General features: G+C 64.0%; 11 protein-coding genes. 6 read left to right on the top strand and 5 right to left on the bottom strand.

From position 1 onward, the window contains the following. Positions 1–139: 139 nt before the first annotated feature. Together ACFWF2_RS11915 and ACFWF2_RS11910 are read right to left on the bottom strand one after the other, a co-directional pair. Entirely contained in the window at positions 140–511 is a 372-nt protein-coding gene (locus ACFWF2_RS11915) for a hypothetical protein (protein WP_379307209.1), read from the bottom strand. Between the two features lie 316 nt (positions 512–827). Next, complete coding sequence (locus tag ACFWF2_RS11910; protein WP_379307207.1) at positions 828–1,004, bottom strand: hypothetical protein; 177 nt, start codon at positions 1,002–1,004, stop codon at positions 828–830. Here ACFWF2_RS11910 and ACFWF2_RS11905 point away from each other — a divergent pair. Continuing rightward, positions 999–1,424, top strand: a complete 426-nt coding sequence (locus tag ACFWF2_RS11905; protein WP_379307205.1) for a hypothetical protein — start codon at positions 999–1,001, stop codon at positions 1,422–1,424. The two genes, ACFWF2_RS11910 and ACFWF2_RS11905, sit on opposite strands and share 6 nt — an antisense overlap. On the opposite strand, the gene ACFWF2_RS11900 is transcribed toward ACFWF2_RS11905, so the two are convergent. Next, on the bottom strand, positions 1,407–3,263 hold the full coding sequence (locus tag ACFWF2_RS11900) for a DNA/RNA helicase domain-containing protein (protein ID WP_379307203.1): 1,857 nt from the start codon (positions 3,261–3,263) through the stop codon (positions 1,407–1,409). The genes ACFWF2_RS11905 and ACFWF2_RS11900 overlap by 18 nt on opposite strands. A 394-nt stretch (positions 3,264–3,657) precedes the next feature. Between ACFWF2_RS11900 and ACFWF2_RS11895 the strand changes: the two genes are divergently transcribed. Beyond that, a complete protein-coding gene (locus ACFWF2_RS11895) occupies positions 3,658–6,456 on the top strand; it encodes a DEAD/DEAH box helicase (RefSeq protein ID WP_379307201.1) in 2,799 nt (932 codons plus the stop codon). Between the two features lie 75 nt (positions 6,457–6,531). Here the strand turns inward: ACFWF2_RS11895 and ACFWF2_RS11890 are convergent, their stop codons facing one another. Next, positions 6,532–8,082 carry a protein kinase gene (locus ACFWF2_RS11890; protein WP_379307199.1) on the bottom strand — a complete coding sequence of 517 codons (1,551 nt, stop codon included), beginning with the start codon at positions 8,080–8,082 and terminating at the stop codon, positions 6,532–6,534. A 75-nt stretch (positions 8,083–8,157) separates the two neighbouring features. After that, positions 8,158–9,555 (bottom strand): serine/threonine-protein kinase, encoded by a 1,398-nt coding sequence (locus tag ACFWF2_RS11885; protein WP_379307197.1) that lies wholly within the window; start codon positions 9,553–9,555, stop codon positions 8,158–8,160. Positions 9,556–9,811: 256 nt separating this feature from the next. Between ACFWF2_RS11885 and ACFWF2_RS11880 the strand changes: the two genes are divergently transcribed. From ACFWF2_RS11880 to ACFWF2_RS11865, 4 genes are all read left to right on the top strand, one after another. Next, entirely contained in the window at positions 9,812–10,183 is a 372-nt protein-coding gene (locus ACFWF2_RS11880; RefSeq protein ID WP_379307187.1) for a DUF732 domain-containing protein, read from the top strand. A 126-nt stretch (positions 10,184–10,309) separates the two neighbouring features. Next, positions 10,310–14,800: a BREX system serine/threonine kinase PglW gene (pglW, locus tag ACFWF2_RS11875; protein WP_379307185.1), complete on the top strand. Its 4,491-nt coding sequence runs from the start codon at positions 10,310–10,312 to the stop codon at positions 14,798–14,800. Further along, positions 14,797–18,435, top strand: a complete 3,639-nt coding sequence (gene pglX / locus ACFWF2_RS11870) for a BREX-2 system adenine-specific DNA-methyltransferase PglX (protein ID WP_379307183.1) — start codon at positions 14,797–14,799, stop codon at positions 18,433–18,435. The genes pglW and pglX overlap by 4 nt, the downstream gene beginning before the upstream one ends. Further along, on the top strand, positions 18,435–22,337 hold the full coding sequence (locus ACFWF2_RS11865) for a phage resistance protein (protein ID WP_379307181.1): 3,903 nt from the start codon (positions 18,435–18,437) through the stop codon (positions 22,335–22,337). Before pglX ends, ACFWF2_RS11865 begins: the two co-directional genes overlap by 1 nt. Positions 22,338–22,340: the final 3 nt, after the last annotated feature.

The following is a 22,340-nucleotide window of genomic DNA, read 5'->3' as shown; positions in this document are numbered from 1 at the left end:
TGCACCCCGAATACGGACTCCATCAGCGCCCCCGAGAACGATCCGACTCAACTTTCGGAAACCCTGGCGAACGGGCCGTCTCACTGACCGCCGGGAGCAGCGGAACCACTCGCCGTGACCAGCGGCCCGATCAGAGCCATCAGATTCTCGGTCGGTCGATGATCCGAGACCCGATGCGCGGGTGCTGCGCCCGGAAACTGCCCATGCGCTCACGAATCGGTCGCCGCCGCAGCCCATCACGAGTCAGAGCGAACCGATCACGCAACACCGGATCCGCCTCGATACGGGCGACCGTGTCCGCGTCCGGCGCATACGGCCGAGCGCGCACAACCCACTCCCGATGCAACTCCGGAATACACACCTGGATCTCGTCGAACTCCCAGGTCTTCCGACCAGACCAATCCATCTGCTCGGGCTGATCCTGAAAACCGGTCGCATAGCCGAGATAGTCGTTCCACACCGCATACGAGGTCGCCAACGCCACCTCAGCAGGCACATCCAGCTTCAGCAACCACCGACCGTGCGCCCATTCATGATCACCGAGCAGCATGCTCGCCGACATCCGAACGGCCCCGCGCCGCCACGCCCGACCAGGCCAGCACCACACCGGCGGCGCCCCACCACCATCGATGCCACGCCGCCGCATCTCCGCCACCATCTCGGCATACGCACCACGCCAGTTACCGACAACCAGATCCCACTCGGCGCGATAGACACCGACCTGCCGCAACGCCGTCACCACTTCCGGCGCCTGCAGCGTCCAAAGCCTCATCCGCCTGGCCCTCACCCACAACCTCTGGCTAGACCTCCTCCCCCTGGCCGACCACCTAACCCCCACTCAGCTCCACAGCATCGCCGCCCGCGTCGCCGCCGAACCCGACGACTCCCTCACAGATCTCATCGAAACCGCCCACGCCGAATTCCACTGGCCCGCCCTCATCCCGATCGCCCTGGCCATGGACGCCGCCACCCGCGAACGCCTTACCACCCTCCTGGTCATGCACGATCCCGACACCTTCGGCGCGGTCATCACCACCGCCGCCACCCACAACCTCTGGCCCGAAGCACTGCCTTTGGTATCTCTCCTACCGGGCTCGACCCACCCCACCCTCGCCGCCAACCTGGCAGCCCTCTCCGACAGCGACTTCCACGCTGCGACCCAGGCCGCGCCTGCAGCCGGAGCCACCGCCACCCTGGTCCAGGTCATCCTCCATCAAGACACAGCCGGCCGCGCTCGCTCCCTATCGCTACTCGACCAGGCTCCCGACCTCGAGGCCCTGGTCGACTCCCTCACCACTACCAACCCGACCGTCTGGGAGAGGTTGTCCGAAATCCGCGCGGAGATACCCGAGCGCCTCCGAACCGTACTGGCCGCCCAAGCAATCCGCTGCGGGCACACGCTAGGGTCAAGCGGATCCTGTTGAGCTGAACCGAGCGCCACCGCCTGTGCTGTTACTACCATTCACCAATCCCTCAATAAACTCCTGGACAGCAGGGTCAACAGCATGGATGACAACGCCACGCATCGCGCGAGTCAACAGCACACGATAGGTGTTGCGGATCAGACGGTCGACATCATCGTCGAATACCGGTGAGTTCGTCTTCCCAGCGAGGTCGCCGTCCTTGTTGTTTTCTCGAACGACCACCAGATAATCGTCTTTCAGACCGATGTCCGGGCCCAATATGACGCCACCCCAGTCATATTCAAAACCTTGTGCGGTATATATACAGCCGATCTGACCGAAGCCGCGCGGATCGGAGGCCCAGAGACTAGACGGTGGCGACTCACCGGTTATCTTATCGCCCGACCGGTTCCAAGGCCTGGCCCAATCGTCGATGGTGACGTCTGCAACCAGTGATCCGTCCTTCCGCGGCTTGCTCCAGGGCCAGCAGATTCCCGCAGCCATCCGGGCAGTGTCGCCGGCAGCGATCCGATCAGCCAACATCGATTCCATTTGATGGGGAGACGATGCCACTGTGATCGAGAAGTCTTTACCCTTCCATGGATAGGGGTAACCGCCTGGTCGAAGACCGACCAGGTTCAGCACCCATTCGTCGTAGGCAGCGCTTCCTCCGCACCGGAACTGCCCGTCGAGCCGGACGTGGAAGACTGGAAATCCCGCTCTCGCTGCATGATCTCTTATGAGGTCGACAGTGCCGACCTCATCGGGACGCACGACCTGGTTCTCATCGAGGAAGAATACGGGGACACGTGCCACCGCCATCAGTTCATCAATCTGCGGTCGTCGGTTCCTCTGCTCCCTGGGCGTGTACTGAAAGGTCGATGTTCGACGAATCCGATGCGCCTCGTCACAAATCAGCACGTCGAGGCTATTCTGCGGTTGACCCGACAGATTCCTATAGTAGGTGAAAAGCTGATTCGCTGGTGCACCTCGCAATCCAGAGAGCCTGCGCAGTGTCTTCGTCAGCGCAGCAGATCCAGTGGCGTACGCAGCCGAATGACCACGCCGCCGAAGTTCCGCCAACGCAGCCATAGCCACGATACTTTTACCGCTACCCGGCCCGCCGGTGACGAGCACCACACACTTGCCATTCGCACGCCTTGAACGTTCGATCCGGTTCCATACGGCCTCGTAGGCGAGTTGCTGATTATCGAGGAGCGCGTAGTCGGTTTGCTCTCGAAGCTCGGCAGCACTGAAGTCCAGAAAGGAACTCCGCCTGTCAACCGAACTCGCGAGCAGTCGATCGGCGGCACCTGGGTCGGGCGCCAGTCTGTCACGTAGGTAACTGATGAGTTGCTCACGGTCGTCGTCCGTAAACAGGCGCCCTAGCCGGTCCGGTGTCCGCTCGAACAGTTCACTGACCGATTCGCGAGTCGCGTTGTGTAGATATGCGATGCCATGGACCGCGTCCGGATTGTCGTGCAGTATCGAGACATAGTTCTGCAAATACTTGCAGTATCCTCGCACCTGGTCGATTGGGTGAAGCTTGTCACCCGGGGAATTGATAGACCAAACAATTTGGTCACTCCCCCATCCCAGTGCTGCCTGACTCCATTGCTTCAGCTCGACAACAACATAGACGTCAGCCCCGGTCTGGGGATCTACGCCCGCCAACACAACATCGGCCCGTCGGCTCGATGCAGGCATCGGGTACTCGATCAGCATGTCGACTTTTCCGAGGTCCGCCTCTTCGAGCAGGCGCGCCAGCAGAGGCAAGCTCACATCCCACGATCGATGTTCCGCCCGCCTAGAGGTTCGTAACCCGTGATCGATCAGGATGTCCGACAAGAGCTTCTGCACCGGGGAATCAGCCCGCCGACTCTTAGGCACGTACTTGGCGATTTCTGATGCAATCGCCCTATACGGTTGGGTCACATACCGAAGCTATCGCATCTCGAAATATACTGCAGCACAAGCCTTTTTAGTCGCCATGCGGACCTCGGGCGCCGAGGCGTGGCGGTGCGGCATGACACCGTGGGCGCGCGATCAGGTGGACTACGTCGAAGACGAAAGCCCGGGGACAGAGCCGAGCCGTTGCCGCAATGGCCGCAGCCGGGCTTACACCCGGCCAATGAAACCCGCCACCGCACGACCAGCGACCCGAAGTCCAGCATAGCTGCGGCCAATACCCCGCCAGGATCAGCCGATTCCTGCCAAAATCGAGTCCCGAAGTTCTCTCTCGACGGAGCAGTGCGTGACGAAGATTCGATCCGACCGGAAGCAGCAGGCAATTCGCGCGGTTCTCGGTGCCGGCCCCCGAACAACCGGGGAGCTCGTCGCGCAGCTCTCCGATCGAGGGATTCGGATCGATTCCACCGAACTGTTTCTGCTGTGCAGCGAATTCGGATTGGCAACCTTCGACGAGGTGACCAACACGTGGGCCGCGCCGGGTACGGCCCAACCGGTGGCGACTACACGGCCAGAACGCCGGGAGGCCGACCGGCAGGTCGGTATCCGCAGGCAGCCCGGTATCGAGATCACCCGGCGCGTCGAACTACAGAAGATGCGAGAGTCCCTCCTCGACGACGAAAACCCGGACACGCCTGTCGAATACCCGATCCATCCGAGCTGGCCCGCCATCGCCGCGCAGGTATCGGCGGCGCTGCGCGATGAATTGTCGACAGTCACACGGCAGCGGATCCAGCAAGAAATACCGCTGGTTGCAGGCGAACTCGTCGAGCGTGCACCCACCCGGATGATCGTCCGCTATGAGATCCAGAGCAGTGACAATGTCCGCGAGGGCCTCACCGCCACTCTCGTACCCGCCGAGAACGCCGGCGCTGCCGAGCCTGTAGAAGCCGAAGTCCTCACTCAGTTCGGCGCCGAGATCACGCTGAAACTTCCTGCCGACAGTGTCTTTCGGGAGACCGCGCGGCTGCGATGCGACCTGTCGTGGCTGGTGCATCGCCAGATTCAGACCTACGCTGAGTTCCGTGCCGATGGGGCACCCGGCTTCTGCTCGGAGGCCGCGCTGGCCACGATCAGCCCCGCCGGTCTCCTCGACACCGTTCCGCCGCTCGACCCGTGCACAGTCATCGGTCTGAACGATCGGCAGGCCGACGCCGTCGCTCATGGAATGCAACCACGAGTCACCTGGTTGTGGGGCCCACCGGGTACGGGCAAAACCACCACCCTTGCTGCGCTGCTCGCCGAGCTCCTCGATTCGGGAACGACCGTGCTACTCGCAGCTCCCACGAATGCTGCGGTAGACGTCGCGCTCAGTGCTCTGCTTGCCCGGCGGCCGACATTCCGCAACGGCGAGGTTGCCCGGATCGGGGTCACCGACAGCACGGCGCTCGTCGGCTTGTCGAGGCCGGTCGTGCTCGACGAGATCGCCGCCGCCGGGGAAAGGCCCGCCCGCCGGTTGGTGGAGATCCAGGCCGAGCTAGGCGAACTCCGCGACCGACTACAGGCAGCGACCGAGGCGAAATCTCCCGACCGCATCGCGCTGACCCGCAAGATCGCCGACCTCACCGAATTCCAGCGCGAGCTCGGCACGCTGCTGCGGGACGTCCGCGACCAGGTCATCCGGAAGGCGAAGCTGGTCGCCTGCACGACGCACCAGGTGATGCTGAAGAGCCTGTACGCCAAGCACTTCGATACCGTCGTCATCGATGAGGCAAGCATGGTCTCGTCGGCGATGGCGATGCTCGTCGCCGGTGCCGGTAAAGGCCACACCATCATCGCCGGCGACTTCCGTCAGCTTTCACCGATCGTCCAGGCCGAGTCACCCGGCTCTCAGGAGTGGCTCGGCCGCAGCGCTTTCGAGAAGTCGGGTGTCGCCGATGCGGTCCGCCGCGGCCGTCCACCTGCCAATCTGATCGCACTGAACCAGCAGCACCGCATGCGCCGGCAGATCGGCGACGCGATCGGCACGGCCTTCTATCCCGAGGTGAACCTGCGCACCGCGCCGTCGGTCCACACTCGACCCACCCGGACTGTCCACACAGACCAAGCTCAACTGGTCATTGTCGATACCGGCGACCTCGCCGCGCTTGTCGCCCGCCGTGGTGGCACCAGCTCCCGCTATAACCTGGCCAACGCCCAGCTCGCGGCGAATGTCGTGCACGTCCCGCTCACCACGGCAACCAATCCGGGTTCGGTCGGCCTGATCAGCCCGTTTGTACCGCAAGCCCGCCTGTTGCAAGCCCTCACAACCGGCAGGCAACCCGCGGCAGTGGCGTCTACCGTCCACCGATTCCAAGGCGGCGAAACCGATATCGTGCTCTACGACGCCGTCGAGTCGACCGGCAGTCGATTCGACCCGCATGCCTGGTTCACCAAGACCCACATGGGTAGCGAGGGCGCCCGGCTATTGAATGTCGCCATGAGCCGCGCCCGCGAACAAGCAATCCTGCTGGCCGACATGAGCTATCTCCGCACCATCTGCCCAGCAGGCACCCCGGTACGCCGATTCCTCTCACACATGAGCGAATACGCCGAGCTCCGCTCCTGGTCGGCGGTCGCCAACAGCCCAGGCCCGACACGGCGCGAGCAAACCCTCACCCAGGTGCTCGACGACATCGCCGCCGCGACCAGCATCATCGACATCTTCACCGGTGCCACCGACGGGCCGCTCACCCGCGAGATATCCGAGGCCATTGCCGCCCTCCCCGACACCGTGAAGGTGTCGATCTGGTACCGCGCCGAGGACCCAACCAGCTTGCGGTGCGTGGAAGACCCGCTTCGCCACCACCACACGATGCTGCACCCACTGCGCCCGGTCTACGAGTCATGCATCGTCGCCGACTCCGTCATCTGGTCGGCAACCGGCCCGATCCTGGGCGGCCGTCCCGGCACCCTGCTCCGCACAGACCACGCCAACCTGGCTGACGCCTTGCGACGCCAATTCCTGCGCCGCACGATCGGTGACGCACCCGGCACCGGCGAACACGCGGTGCGCTGCGGGTGCGGTTCGCTGCGTGTCCGGGAAGAAGCCAGCGGCGGGCCCAGGAAGGGCGCTTATAGCGTCTGCCGGTCCTGCTGCGATTAGAGCTACACAGCCGGTCCGATCACCAGCGGCCTCGTATGCCGAGCAGGCCGAACGCACCCCATGAACCAGATCCGATCAACCCGGCGGCGGTTCCATGGCCGTCAACTGGTCAAGCGCATCCAGAGCAGCACGGGTGATCGCGTCGTCGGTACCACGCACAAGGAGCAGATCGTCATAGACTTCGTTCAGTACGGCAGCGGCTTCGAGTCGCTCCCCAACCAGGGTCAGCAGCCGACCGAGACTCAGGCGCAGTTCCAACGCGAGTTGACTTCCGTCGCCTTGACTTCTACGCACCTGCGCCAGCAGCATCCTGGTCTCCGCCACGGCGGCAGCCAGCTCACCCAGCTCGGCCCGACAGGTCACCGCGGACTTCCGGCACTGCAGAGCCAGCTCGTCATCGGGGCCGGCAAGCAGTGCGTAGCCATCGGCAAGCTGGTCGAATGCTGTTCCAGCCCTGCGGAACTCACCGCCGGACAAGAGCGCTTGGGCAATCTTCCGCCGCAGTTCGAGAGTCCGCTCGCTATCAGGGACGGCTTCCGGAACCACCCCGGCGAGCACATCGGCAGCTTGCGCGAAACGACCTTCGTCGACCAGCTGCTGATACTCGGCCACTCCCGCCGCAATCTGCTCGTCGAGTTCAGAACTGGCCGCGAGCACGACATCGCGTCCGAGAAGCGGAGTCGAGGCCCGACGTAAACCAGGTTGCCTCGGCGCATTCGGCCGCCGGAAGATCTCGACAGGGTCCGGGAATCCACTTGGCGGCAACTCCGACCACAGCGGTGTGGCCGGAGATTGCAGCAGCACCAGCAGCCGGTCGAAGACCGCTTTCGCGTCGACCGGCCGGCGCTCGGGTGACTTCGCCAGCAGGTCGAGCACCAACAGATTCAGGTCCGGCGGAATATCCGCACGAAGCGAGGCAGGCGGGACCGGGTCCGTAAAGGCATGGTGGTGAGCGACGATGGGTGCACTGCCGATGAAGACCGGTCGCCCGCAGAGCATTTCGTACAGGATGCACCCCAGTGCATACAGATCGCTGCGCGGCGTGGGCTTGACCCCGATACCCTGCTCGGGCGACATATAGGCGACGGTGCCGAGCATCATGCCGGTCATCGTCAGTTTCGGAGTGCCGGAGGCCAACAGGGCGGCGAGTCCGAAGTCGATGATCTTCACCGTGCCATCGGCCGCCAGCAGGATGTTGTCCGGTTTGAGGTCGCGGTGCACCACGGGAAGTGCGTGTGCGTAGGCGAGCGTGGTGGCGATCTGCGCGGCAACCGCCACAGCCCAACCGACCTGCAGCTCGATCTCCTGGCTCAGGTAGCTCTGCAGGGTGTACGCATCGGCGACGTACTCCATCACCAGGCACACTTCGGCGAGATCGGCGTCGAGGATGGCGTCGAATACTTGTGGTACACCGTGGTGCCGAATCCGCGCGGTGACCCTGGCTTCCCGACGGAACCGTTCGGCGAGTTCGGCAACCTCGGCACTGGATCGGGCCTGATTCACCCGAATGAGTTTCACCGCGACCTCACGGTCGAGCACGGTGTCGTAGCCGCGCCACACCGATCCCATCGCGCCTGAGCCGATCTCGTCGATCAGCTCGTACCGCGTGCCGATGCGCGTTCGCACCGTCCATCACCTACCGTTCCTTCGAGCCCCACGATGTCGTCGCCCCGGCGGGATCATCCGGAAATCCACAGCCGGTCAGTCGGTCCGGACATTTCTGATCTGTGCGGCCAGTTCGATGACCCGGCGGTCCTGCTCACCGTACCGAACGGCCATCCGTGTATGGAGCTGCTGCAGCCGCTGCACAGCACCGCGAGCGTCGCCTGCTCCGACGTCACAGCGTGCCAGTTGCCGTTGGCAGTACGTCACCTGGTCGTCGTAGGGCCCCCAGACCTCGGTCAGCTCATCGATCAGGGATCGGTACAGGTCGGCCGCTTCGCGGTATTCACCGGTCTCGAGGTGGAGGTCGGCGAGCCTGGTCCGTGCTTCGACCACCTCGCGATCGTGGGCACCGAGAATCGGGGCGACGGCCTCGACCACGGTCTTCAGCTTGCTCGCCGTATCCGCGGGTCGCACCGCGCCGTCGGGTTCGCGAGTGCGTTCGATCGCCTGTCGCAAGCCGCTTCTTTCGGTGTCGACCACGGCGGTCGATGCGCTGTCGGGCTCGTCCTCTGGCTCGGACCTGGCGCTTTTCGAGGCACCAACGGCCAGCGCATACATCAGCGCGGGCCCGTCGAGCCCGGTCACCTCCGACAGCGAACCCAACCCGGCCGCGTACCGGAGTAGACCGGCGTGCACCACGGCAGCGTCGGGTGGTCGCTGTGCCGGCGACTTGGCGAGCATGCACATCACCAGCTCCGCCATGTCCGCCGGAATCCCTGGACATGCGGTCCCAATCTCGGGCGCGGGCCGATGGATCTGATTCTGCCACACGACAAATGGCGTCCCGCCGGTCATCACCCGTTTTCCGGTGAGCAGTTCGTGCAGCACCAGTCCGAGCGCGTACAGATCGGTCTGCGGCACAACAGCTTTGGCTTCGACCTGCTCCGGCGCCATGAAGGCGGGGGTACCGAGCGTGGCTCCAGTCGTGGTGTAGCGAGTCACGTCACCGTCGAGGACTACGGCGAGCCCGAAATCGAGGACCTTCACCGTCCCATCGGGACACAACATGAGGTTCGACGGCTTGAGGTCGCGATGGAAGATCCGGTGACGATGCGCGGCGGTCAGTACCGCGGCCGTTTGTGCCCCGAGCGCGGCCACGACACCGACCGGCAGCGATCCGTGGTTGGCCAGCAAATCGTCGAAGGTGATGCCCTCGACGAATTCCATCACCAGATAAGGCCGTTCGGGGCTCCCTGGCAGGAGGCCCGCGTCGTAGATTGCGGGCAATCCCGGGTGGCTCAGTCGCGCCATCACCTCGGCCTCGCGCAAGAAGCGCTTGGTCCAGCCCGGATCGTTGTCCAGGCTCGGCTGGGTGAACTTCACCGCGATCCGTCGCTTGAGATTGCGGTCGAATCCCTCGTAGACCCGCCCCATCCCACCGGACCCGATCTGCTCGAGGAGCTCATACCGACCCCCGACAACCTGCGGTTGCACGGCAACTACCTCCGTCAGTCCGACCACGATGCCACGGCGAGCAGCCTGCACACCTCCCCCATCTTCCCATCTCGCCTGCCGATCTGTTCGCCATAGCTCAACCCGAACATCAACTTTGTCGATTGACAATGCTTTCAGTTGCAGATATGGTTTACATTGCTCAGCGAGAAACTTCTGTAGAGCAACGTCACCAGAGCGCAGCCCGATTCATCCCGGCCGCACGCTCAGCCCACCGCCACACCACCGAGGACCAGCCATGCGTACCCGCCCCACCCTCTCGGCCCTGCTCGCCATCGGCGCAGCCACGCTCACCCTCACCGCCGTCGCGCCCAGCGCTGTCGCCGCCCCGAACACCGGCTCCGCCGGCGGTTCCTCGAGCAGTGGTTGCGGCCCACGCAGCAACGCCGACCGGCTGTTCCTGCGCGAGTCCTACTTCGACCGCGAAGACTGTGACACGCAGGACGCAGGCATTCGCCTCGCGCAGGCGGAATGCCGCTGGCTCGACGCCCATGGCAACTCCGCGGCCAACCGGATCGAGCTCGCCGAGAGCACGGAAGACACCCTGGAATACCCCTTCACCTTCCTGGATGCCGCTATCCAGGCGTACTGCCCGCAATATCGGGACTGACATCGGCTCAGTGCTGCGGACTCACGGTTCGCCGTCGATGCTTCGAGCAAGCATTCCGACGGCTACTGTGGTCTTCGCGGCGGCGGGGCCGGGCGATGTAGGACAACGAGAACAGGACGCGCGAGTATGGACGAGGGTCGGTGGACAACGGTCACCGAGTCGAGTTTCGAGCACGAGCGCCGGGGGCTGGAAGCTATCCGGACACAGTTGCCGAATGTCGATCCGTGGTTTGCCTGGTCGAACTTCACCTTTACCGCCGACACCGGCCACGTGCGTGAGGTCGATCTGCTGGTGATCGCCCCGAACGGGGTGCACATGATCGAGCTCAAGGATTGGAGCGGTCGCCTGTCCTCGGAGGGCGGCGATTGGGTTCAGACGAACAAGCGTGGCGACCGCAGGCTGTTCCGGAGCCCGCTACATCTGGTGAACCAGAAGAGCAAGGAACTGGCGAGCCTGCTGGGCTCCAACGGAACTCGCGTCTTCGTCAGCTCGGCGGTCTGCCTCACCAACCAGGGGTTGCGGTTCGAGTTGCCCGCGGGCGACCGTGCCAACACGCACACGATCAAAGAGTTGCTGGACCGGCTCAATGCCCCGGTCACCGACGTCAGGCGCCGCATCGACGCCCAGCAGGCCAAGCGGATCAAGAAAGCGTTCGAAGACGCGGGCGTCCGCCGCAGCGACGCCGAGTTCACCGTCGGCCCGTATCTGTTGCAGCGCAAGCCGATCGACGCGGGTCCGACGTGGCAGGACTACCTCGCCGTCCACGCCGAGCTGCGGGAGCCGGTTCGCGTGCGCGTTTACCTGCGCGAACGTGGCGCCGACGAGGATTCCCGCAAATCGGTGGACGCCGCAGCACGTCGAGAAGCGGCGGTGCTGCGCCGATTCCGGCACCAGGGCGCGGTGCAGCTCGAGCATTTCGATTCCTCGGGCCACTCCGCGGGCCCCGCACTCATCTTCCGGTACCACCCCGACACCCTGCATCTGGACGAATACCTCGCCCGCTACGGCGAATCGTTGGACATCGGCGATCGCATCGGTTTGGTTCGCCAGCTGGCGGAGACACTGCGCTCTGCGCATTCCTCACGCTTGTACCACCGCGCGCTCGCCGCCCGGTCGATTCACGTGATTCCCCAACGTGGTCCGGCCGAAACCCAACGGTGGCGCGCGCCACTGCTGCAGATCTCCGACTGGCAGGTGGCGACGCAACGCTCGGCGGGCACCGCCCTGTCCATGACCCGGCACGCACCGACACTGCTGTCGGCGCAACATCTGTCGACAGGGTCGGACGCCTACCTCGCCCCCGAGGTCGCCGCGACGTCGCCCGATCCCATCGCGATGGATGTCTACGGCCTCGGCATGCTCACCTATCTGCTCGTGACGGGTAAAGCACCGGCCACGGCGCAAGCAGAACTCTTGGCCCGCTTCGAGGCGGGTGAGGATCTGCGGCCCAGCGCTGTGGTCGATGATCTGCCTCAGGACGTCGATCTCCTGGTCGCAGCGGCCACGGACTATCGACCCACGCGGCGGCTCACATCGATCGCCGAGTTCATCGAGTTGCTGGAGGATGTCGAGAACGCGCTGACCGCTCCCGACGAGGAAGAGCTCAGCGCACCGGACAAAGACCCCCTGGAAGCGGTCCGCGACGACGTGCTGGCAGGTCGTTGGTTGGTGCGTCGCCGCCTGGGCACCGGGTCGACGAGCCGCGCCCTCCTCGTCCGCGATCTGGCGGCCGACTCCGACAATCGCAAGAACCATGTGGTGCTCAAGGTCGCGCTCTCCGACGACCGCGGCGAAGTGCTGACCCGCGAGGCGGGCGTACTGCGCGGTCTGCGGCGCCACTCGGGCATCATCGACCTGGTCGATCCCGGGGTGCTGACCCTCGCTGACCGCACGGCGTTGGTTCTCGAATATGTCGGCGACGAACAGGGATTGGAGCAGGAGTCCAAGCACCGCACCGAGGAGACGGTCGCCCGCGAGCTGCGTGACAACGGTCGCCTGCAGGTCGGTCGCCTGGAAACCTACAGCGACTACCTGTTCGGTGCCCTCGACTTCCTCGAAGGCGAAGGCGTCTGGCATCGCGACCTGAAGCCGGACAACATCGCTATTCGCGTGCGCCCCAACCGGACTCGCGAACTGGTCCTCATCGACTTCTCGCTGGCCGGTTACCCGGTGCAGAACACCGAAGCAGGCACCGAAGGCTATCTCGACCCGTTCATCACCACGTTGACCCGTGGCGTCTACGACGCCCACGCCGAACGCTATGCGCTGGCGGTCACCCTGCACGAGATGGCCTCGGGCGAGCTGCCGCGCTGGGGCGATGGCAGTGTGCTGCCGCGCCAACTCGATGCCGCGGAATTCCCGTATCCCGAGGTCGCCGCGGACGCGTTCGACCCGTCGGTGCGCGACGGCCTGGTGGAGTTCTTCCGCAAGGCCCTGCATCGCGATGTCGCCCAACGCTTTTCGGATCTGAAGCCGATGCGCGACGCGTGGCGCAAGATCTTCCTGGATATGAGCCGCTCGGTTCCGTCGCGGCCGTTGAGCGCACATCCGGCACCGCCGGTCGATGTGGACGAGGTGTCGCCGGAGGACCAGCGGCGCCAGATCGCCGAACAGGCGACCGTCGAGACCCACCTGTCCCAGGCCGGGATGACGGCGGCCACTGAGCAGTTCCTCTACGGACTCGGCGTCAACACCGTCGGCGAGCTGCTCGACTACGGCCGCGGCAAGCTGATCAACGCACCCGGCCTTGGCGCTCGCGCCCGCCGCGAGATCCAGGACCGGATCAAAGAGTGGGGCAGGCGCCTGGGCAAAGAGGAGCCGGCGCCGCTCACTTCGGAGGCAAGAAAGGAAGCGAAGGCCGAGCTCACCGCGGCCAGCGCCGATCTCAGCGCCGGACTGCTGCGCACGCTCAGCCTGGACACGCTCGCCGCGGGTTTCGTCCCCGAGCGCAAGAACAACGGCGCCGGTGGCAACGCAACCAAGGTGGATGCGGTTGCTCGCTTGCTCCGCATTCCCGGAGCCGGTGATCTGCCCGAACTCGATGCGTGGCCGACCCAGTCGGCGGTGGCCGACACCCTGGGCTTGACCTCGGGCCGAGTCGCACAGTTGCTGAAAGCTCAACGCACGCAGTGGAAGAAGGATCCTGCGGTACAGGCGCTGCGCGAGCAGGTGCTGGAACTGCTGGACAGCTTCGGACGTGTCGCAGCGGCGACCGAACTCGCGGATGCGCTGATCGCCCGGCGCGGCACGCGCCTGCACGAGCGCGCACAACGTCGGGCCTTGGGCTTGGCCGCGCTGCGGGTGGTCGTGGAAGTAGAGCAGCTCGCGCCGGACGAGGCCGCGTTCTACGTCGCCCAGAAGCGTGATTCCGGAGCGAACCCGGTGGTTGTGCTGGCGCTGGAAGCCGCCGAGGACGCTTCGTTCGACACACCGGCCGCACCCGCCTTGGCCCAGTACGCCTTGCGCCTGGGCAAAACCGCCGACGCGCTGGCCGACCAGGAAACCTTGCCGACCGCCGCGACGGTCCTCGACCGGCTCGGCGCGATCGAGCCGCCGGAGGGCGCCTTCACCTTGGACGAGCGCCGCCTTGTCCAGGTGGCAGTCAGCGCGTCCCGCAAGGCCGCCGTCACGCCGCGTCTGGAGATCTACCCGCGCGACCTGCCCTTGGTGCGAGCCGTCAGATTGACCCAGGCCGGCTTGGTCACTCTCACCCCGGGCATGCCGCTACCGCAGCAGCCCGGTCTGCTGGCGCAGACGGTGTTCGATCGGATCCTGGCGCGGTTCCCTGAGCTGTCCATTGTGGGCAGCGACGAGGACCTGCCGACCCTGGAGCTCACAAAAGCACTGCGGGAGGCCGGTTTCGGCCTGGTAGTCGCGACGCACCCGGTGTCCCGGGTCCAGCGCTACATCCCCGAACAGGGCGATGAGACCTCCAGCTTCACCGAGCACGCCCCCCGCTGGACAACAGCCGTCAACTCGCACGCATTGGGCCGCTACTCCGACGACCCGAACCTGGCCAAGGCCGCCCGCGCCGAAGAACTTCTCCTCGGTGCAGCGCCGCGGGACGGCTTCCGGGTACTCACCGCGCCGATCATGCGCCACGACGACAAGGACCGCCCCAACGCCGCCGCCGAACTGCGGGACCGTTTCGCGGCCCGCCCGATGTCGGCGACAGCGTTGTTCCTGGCCACCATGCACGACCTGGTCCCCCCGAACACGAAGCCCACCTGGGAAACGATCCTGCGCGCGGACGTCGCGCCGCCCGGCTCCCGACCCGCCATGAAGTTCTCCGAATACGCACGCACCGCGTGGAGCCGCATCGAAGCCGAGATCGCCGACAACATCGCCGGTAACGGGCCACTGCTGCTCACCGACACCCTGGTGTTCGCCCGCTACGACGCCATGGGCGTGCTCGGCCGCCTGGCCGAGCAGGCCCGCCGCGGAAAGGGCGGTCTGTGGCTGCTGTGCCCGCAGTCCGACCCGATGCGTCCGCCGCACCTCGGCGCCGTTGCGGTGCCGTACCAGTCCGCTCTCAACGAGTGGATCCAACTACCTGCCTCGTGGATCAACAACATCCACCGCGCCAGCCCCTCGACCGATTCAGGAGTCTCCGCATGATCGACCGCGCCGCACTGCTCTCCGACCTGAAGAAGCAGGTCACCGCGGCAGAGGACGACCTGAACAAGCAGCTACGCGTCCTGCCCGAGGTCGAAGCACGCCTGGCCGACGAGTGGGCCCACGCCCGCAAACTCAACCGCACCGCAGCCACGAAGACCTCCTGGCTCGACGAACGCATCACCCAGGTTGCCGTCGCCTGGGTCCTCGGCACCGTCTTCGTCCGCTTCTGCGAAGACAACCGCCTGATCGCCGAGCCCTACCTCACCGGCCCCACCGACGACCGCCGCGAACTCGCCCACGCCCGCTACGACGCCTACGTCGAATCCGACCCAGACCCCACCTACCGCGGCTGGCTCACCACCGCCTTCGCCGAACTCGGCGCAGGCCAAGCAGGAAAACTCCTCTTCGACCCCTCCCACAACGCCCTCTACCAAATCCCACTCTCCCACGACGGCGCCCGCGACCTCATCGAATTCTGGCGCACCCGCGACGAACACGGCGTCCTCGTCCACAACTTCACCGACCCCCTCGACGAAGACGGCATCAACGGCTGGGACACCCGCTTCCTCGGCGACCTCTACCAAGACCTCTCCGAAGACATCCGCAAAAACTACGCCCTCCTCCAAACCCCCGAATTCGTCGAAGAATTCATCCTCGACCGAACACTCGAACCCGCCATCCGCGAATTTGGTTACGCGGAAATCAAACTCATCGACCCGACTTGCGGGTCAGGGCACTTCGTGCTGGGCGCGTTCAAGCGATTGAACGAACGCTGGGCAGTAGATCAGCCAACCACGGACCGACATGAACGAGTCCAAGCTGCACTGAACTCCGTCCACGGCGTGGATCTCAATCCCTTTGCAATCGCCATCGCTCGGTTCCGTCTGCTCGTAGCTGCTATGGCCGCCGCAAACGTACGTAACCTTGCCGAAGCTGCGCGCTACGAGTGGCCGATTAAGCTCGCTGTCGGCGACTCTCTGATCAAGGCTCGTCAGTTGGAACTCAGCCTCGACGAAGACAGCGGCGATCCGCTTGCCGAATTCTCCTACGCCACCGAGGACGTCCACGAATACCCGGGAATTCTGGATTCAGGACGCTATCATGTAGTTGTGGGAAATCCTCCCTATATAACAGTAAAAGACAAGAACCTTAACGAGCTGTACCGCGGACTATATGACGCGTGCGCCGGAACATACTCACTCTCAGTACCTTTCGCTCAACGCTTCTTTGAATTAGCCAGGCTCGGCTCTTCAAATAGCAACGGGTTTGGGCACGTAGGACAGATTACTGCAGCGTCATTTATGAAGCGAGAGTTTGGCACGAAGCTAATTGAGAATTTTTTTGCACACTCCGTAGAGTTGACGGAAGTTATCGATACTTCGGGTGCCTACATTCCAGGCCACGGCACACCGACCGTGATTCTCATCGGCACAAGACGCTCTGGCGCCAAACGTGGAGCTACCATCCGCACTGTTCGCAGCGTTCGAGGAGAGCCTCAAGCGCCGGAGAATCCCGCGGACGGGCTAGTTTGGCGAGCAATCCTCGATCAGATTGATCGCACCCCCAGTGCAGGGAATTGGGTTTCGGTAGGCGATCTTGATCGCGCTCGCTACTTCGCTAAACAACCGTGGATTCTTACTGATGGCGGCCAGGAGCTAATTGATCATGTGAATGCGAGCGCGGCAGCAACATTATCCAGCGAAGTTGCCGACATCGGGAGAACCACTACCAGTGGCGCCGACGATGCATACTTCGCCGGCGACCTTGAAACGGTGCGCCGCCTAGGAATGAGCGGAAGCTTTCGGGAGGTCGTGCTTGGCGAAAACGTCCGCGATTTTAAGATTTCGGACACCGTTCAGATGGCAAATCCATACACCGACCACACCAACACTACCCCTGTAGAAAGCAGTCATCCGCTCGTTACGCGTTTTCTGTGGCGGACTAGAACCACGCTATCTAGTCGAATCATTTTCGGAAAGAGGATCACGGAGCGAAATCCGTGGTACGTTCACCTTGAGAACTACTATCAGAGACTGCAGACACCGCTCTCAATCACCTTTGCTTTCGTGGCGACACACAACCATTTCGCGCTGGACCGGGGTGGCAAGGTATTCAACCGCTCAGCGCCCGTAGTCAAACTGCATGCAGCAGCAAGCCAGGAAGAGCATTTGCGACTGCTCGGACTACTGAACAGCTCCACTGCATGCTTCTGGCTCAAAATGGTGAGCCACAATATGGGAAGCACAGTTGACACGAAGGGCGCACGACAGTCACGGGCACCATTCGACGACTTCTACCAGTTCAATGGTTCGAAGCTAGAACATTTCCCGCTCCCGAGGCACTATCCAACCGAACTGGCGACCGCGTTAGATGACCTCGCTCAGCAGTTCATTGCCGCTACGCCTGCGTCGGCGGTAGCCGCGCAGGTCCCAACTGGACCGACCATGCGCGAGGCGCAAAAACAGTGGCAGAAAGTTCGAGCGCAAATGATCGCGACACAGGAAGAACTGGACTGGCAGGTCTACTCGGCCTATGGCCTGCACAAGGAGCCTTTAGTTGCTCCCAATGGACAGTTCCCTCCCATCTCCTTCGGCGAACGTGCATTCGAAATAGTGCTGGCCCGTCAAGTCGCACGTGGCGAAGCGTCTGACGATTGGTTCATCCGCCACAATGCGACGCCAATCACAAATCTCCCCGATAGCTGGCCAAATTCATACAAGCGCCTGGTAGAAAGTCGCATTGCGGTGATCGAATCGAACCGCGCGATTGGCATGATTGAGCGCCCAGAATACAAACGGCGCTGGGCTACCGAAGGTTGGGATGCACTGCAAGAGAATGCATTGCACGCCTGGCTTCTCGATCGCATGGAATCGCGTGACATCTGGTTCAGTGACAGTAACCAACCGCAGCTCCTCACCCTACCCAGACTCACCGACCATCTCGCTAGTGACGCCGACTTCGTTTCAGTCGCAGCGCTTTACGCACCTCGCACCGACCTCGCAAAATTGGTCGCGGACCTGATCACCCACCAACACGTTCCGTTCGTATCTGCTTTGTGCTACAAGCCTTCCGGACTCAAGAAGCGCCAGGACTGGGAAGGCGTCTGGAACATGCAACGTGAAGAAGACGCCATGCCCGACGGCTATGACAAGAACGAATTCCGCAAGAAGATCCCGGTCCCTCCCAAATACAATTCCGCCGACTTCCTGCGCACCTCGTTCTGGCAGGCCCGTGGCAAACTCGACGTACCCAAGGAACGCTTCATCTCCTATGGCTCCACCAACACCGCCACCCCAGAGCTTTACGGCTGGGCAGGCTGGGACCATCGCGAACAAGCCATGGCCATCGCCATCTATCTCGCCGAACACAGCCTCTCCACCGAGGAGATCACGCCGTTCCTAGCGGGCCTGCTCGAACTCCAGCCTTGGCTTGACCAGTGGCACAACGAGATCGACCCGGACTTCGGCATCGCCCCGTCGACCTTCCTCGCAGGCGACCGCCACGACAGGCAGGGCGAGCATGGGCTGACCGACGACGACTTGCGTAACTGGCGCCCACAACCCGCCACCCGCGCCCGCCGCACAACAACGAAGCGCACCACCAAGAAGACTGAAGCAGCACAGGGGGATAACTGATGGACCAGCACCCACTTCTGCGCGACCTTATCGATATCAAGGAGCACATCGCCGGCTCGGACTATGTGCTCACCCTGGCAGATGCGGTCACTGAGGAAGGCTCCACCAAGGCGGTCGAGGACTATGTGCTCACTGAGCGCCTCCTCGGCAACTTCGATGAAGCCCTCGCGCTCATCAAGTCGGCTCTAGACGGCAACACCTCGAAGCCAGCCTTCCTGCATGGTTCGTTCGGTGCCGGTAAGTCGCACTTCATGGCGGTGCTTTACGCTCTGCTCTCCGGCAATCCAATCGCACGCTCCCGCAGCGAATTCGACTCGCTGCTCACCAAGCACGAGTGGCTGTTGTCGGACGGCAAGAAGTTCCTGATGGTGCCGTATCACATGATCGACGCCAAGGCGATGGAGCAGCGGGTGCTCGGCGGCTACGTCGATTTCGTCCGCAAGCGGCACCCCGAAGCGATCATCCCGCCGGTGTACCGCACCGATGCGCTGTTCACTGACCTGCGCTCATTGCGCATCAGGATGGGTGAGGAGTCGTTCCTCGCTGCCCTCAACAGCGACCACGTTGACGAAGGTGACGACGAATGGGGTGAGCCGACCGCCTTCTGGACCACGCAGAAGGTCGACACCGCACTCGCCGCGTCCGAGGCCCACGACGGCAGCGGACTGAATCTCGTCAATCCGTCCACCCCGCCGGAGCTGCGCGCCAAGCTTGTCCACGATGCAGGCACCACCCTGCTACCCGGCTTCACTCAGCGTGCCGCCGAGGACGAGACCGGCTTCATCTCCCTCGACGCAGGCCTCAGTGTCATTGCCTCCCATGCGAAATCGCTCGGTTATGACGGCATCATCCTGTTCCTGGACGAGCTGATCCTATGGCTGGCCAGCCTCATCCACGACGAGAAGCGGGTCGCCCGCGAAGCCAGCAAGATCACCAACTTCCGTGAAGGCGGCGACGCTCGTCGCGATATCCCGATCATCTCGTTTATCGCCCGCCAGCGGGATCTGCGTGAGTTGGTCGGCGAAGAACTCGCGGGCGCCGCGGAATCGGCGATTCAGGATGCGCTCAACCACGCCTCGGGCCGCTTCGATCTGATCAGCCTCGAAGACCGCAACCTGCCGCAAATCGCGCACGCCCGACTGCTCAAGCCACGCGACGACGACGCAATAGCCCAATTCGACGCGGCATTCGAACGGACCAGGAAACTCAGCCCGAAGGTGTGGGACACCCTCCTCGGGTCCGACGAGTCCACCACCGGCGCCGACGAGGCGTCGTTCCGGTTGAGCTACCCGTTCTCCCCCGCCTTCCTCGACACCCTCGTCCACATCTCGGCCGCCCTGCAGCGCTCTCGCACCGGCCTGAAGCTGATGGGCCAGCTCCTCGCCGACCACCGCAATGAACTGCGCCTCGGCGACCTCGTCCCCCTGGGTGACCTCTACGAACAGCTCACCCGCGGTGGCGACCGCCCGTTCGTCGCTGACAAGAAGGTGCTCTTCGACGCTGCCGACAAGCTGTACCGGGCGCGGCTGCGGCCGTACCTGCTCAGCACGTGCGAGGTCACCGAGGACGATATAGACGCCTACGTTAACCGGCGCGACACCATCACCGATGCCAAACTCCTCGGCAACTGCAAGAAATTCGTCGGCCAGAACCGTCTGGCTTGCACCGTGCTGCTCGCGTCCTTGGCACCCAGCGTTCCCGCCCTGAAGGACTTGACGATTCGCCGTCTCGGCGCCCTCAACTACGGCTCGATCACCACCATGATCCCCGGTCGGGAAGAGGGCGTGATCAAGGACATGATCGGCGAATGGGCCGGTCGCTTCCCCGAGATCAAGCCCACCGGCACCGACGCCAATCCCGGTGTGCGCCTGGAACTGTCCGGTGTCGACGTCGAGTCGGTGATCGCCAACGCGCAGGTCAACGACAATCCGGCCAACCGGCTCGCCCTCGCGCGCGACCTGCTCGCCGAGGAATTCGGGCTCGATCGGGCCAACGGTCGTTTCGATGCCGATGAGCTGCGCTTCGTCTGGCGTGGATCCAACCGTACCGCGGAAGTGGTGTTCGGCAATGTCAGCGACGACGACGCGCTGCCCAATCATGATCTGCAGCCCACCATCGAGGGGCGCTGGCGCATCGTCATCGACCTGCCTTACGACGAAGGCACCCACACCCCGATCGAAGACGCCGACCGGATTCGGCGACTCAAAGAAGAGCAGGGCACCAACCACCCCAACACCGTTGCGTGGCTGCCCACCCACCTGACCAAGCCCCGATGGGAGGACTTCCGGCGGCTGCTGGTCATCACGAAGGCGCTCGCCGATCCGTATCGGTTCGACACGCAGTACGCCCAGCACCTCAACCCGGACAATCGGGCCAGTGCCAAGCAGCTGCTCGAATCGCAGCGCGAGGTCCTGCGGCAGCGCGTCCTCGCGACCTTCAAGCAGGCTTACGGCCTGGCCGAACGTAAACCCGAGGACGTCACCAACGACCTGGGCGAGTTGTTCCACCCGCTGCCCGATATCGATGGACTGACCGTCTCGATCGGCCAGCCACTGCACGACGCCATCCGCAACCTCGCAGGCAAGCTCCTCGCCCACCAGTTCCCCGAGCACCCAAACCTCGACCCGGACGGGACCGGCGTAGCCGTCAAGGCGACCGATGCGAAAGTCGTGCTCGCGCAGGTGAAAGGCGCTGCCGAAGCTCGCGACGGGCGTTTCGAAGTACCTGCCAAAGAGCGCGCGCTCATGCGCCGGATCGCGGAACCGCTCGGTCTGGGCCAGCAAAAGGAGGCCTACTTCGAGCTGTCCAAACGATGGGCCGATCACTTCCGGCGTGCCGCCCAGAACAACGGCAGCACCGGCGACCTGACGGTCATCTCGCTCGGCGATTGGATCGACCTGCCGCAGCCGCGCGGGCTGGAACCCCACATCGCCAACCTGGTGATCGCGTCGTTCGCCGAAATGGACGACCGGATCTGGGTCCGGGGCGGTGTGCCCATCGACACCCCTGAACTCACCAAGATCCACAACGGCGACGCATTGCGCACCCAGCCGCTGCCGAGCGAATCGGACTTCGACACCGCCCGCAATCGGTTCGAGGTGATCTTCGGCGAGAAAGCTCCGACGCTCCTTCGCGGTGGGCCGGTGCAGCAGTTCGCGCGTCAGATCAACGGTGCCGCCACCAGGTACCAGGACTCCGCGGCTCGCCTTGTCGAACAGCTGGAGAAGCACGCCGATTTCCTCAAGCTCGACGACAGCGATGCCGGTGAGCGGCTTGCGCTGGCTAGACGCTCGCTCGAGCTGCTGTCATCCCTCGTCGCGGTCGGGACGGGCGGGTCCGCCGGTGCGAAGAAAGCTGTCGAAACGCTGGCTCGGTTCGATCTGGCCGAGGTCAATGCGGACCGGTATGCGACCTCGATCAAGTCGGCCGATCAGGTCACCTCTGCCCTGACCCACGCTGCCTGGCGCAACCTCGAGCAGGCCACCCTGCTTGGCCCGGCAGGCACGTCCCTGCTCGACTCACTGCGCACCACAGCACGCGCCGACCAGCGCTCGGCCGATCTGGCAGAAGCACTGCGCACCATCGACCGGCAGGTCACCGAGCTGACGACGCGCAAGCTGCGCGAGGGTGCCCTTCGCCAGCAGCAGAGGGACACGCCGGCGACGCCTGTCGAACCCGCGCCGGTGATTGCCCCACCCACACCCACTCCCGACGAAATCGACCTGAGCACCAAAACCAGCACGCCACCGATCGACCCCACCAAGCCCCACGCGGGACCCCGGACCGGCATCTACACCACCACCGCACGTGACGCCGTCGCCAGCTTCTCCGAACAACTGGCTGAGCTGGCGGAGCTCGAGCCGACTGCGCACATCGAAATCACGTGGCGGGTAGTCGAATGACCA

The organism is Nocardia sp. NPDC060259 (assembly GCF_042728775.1).
GTDB lineage: Bacteria > Actinomycetota > Actinomycetes > Mycobacteriales > Mycobacteriaceae > Nocardia.
The sequence above is the reverse complement of the archived record's forward strand: the minus strand, read 5'-3'. Positions and strand labels throughout refer to the sequence as shown.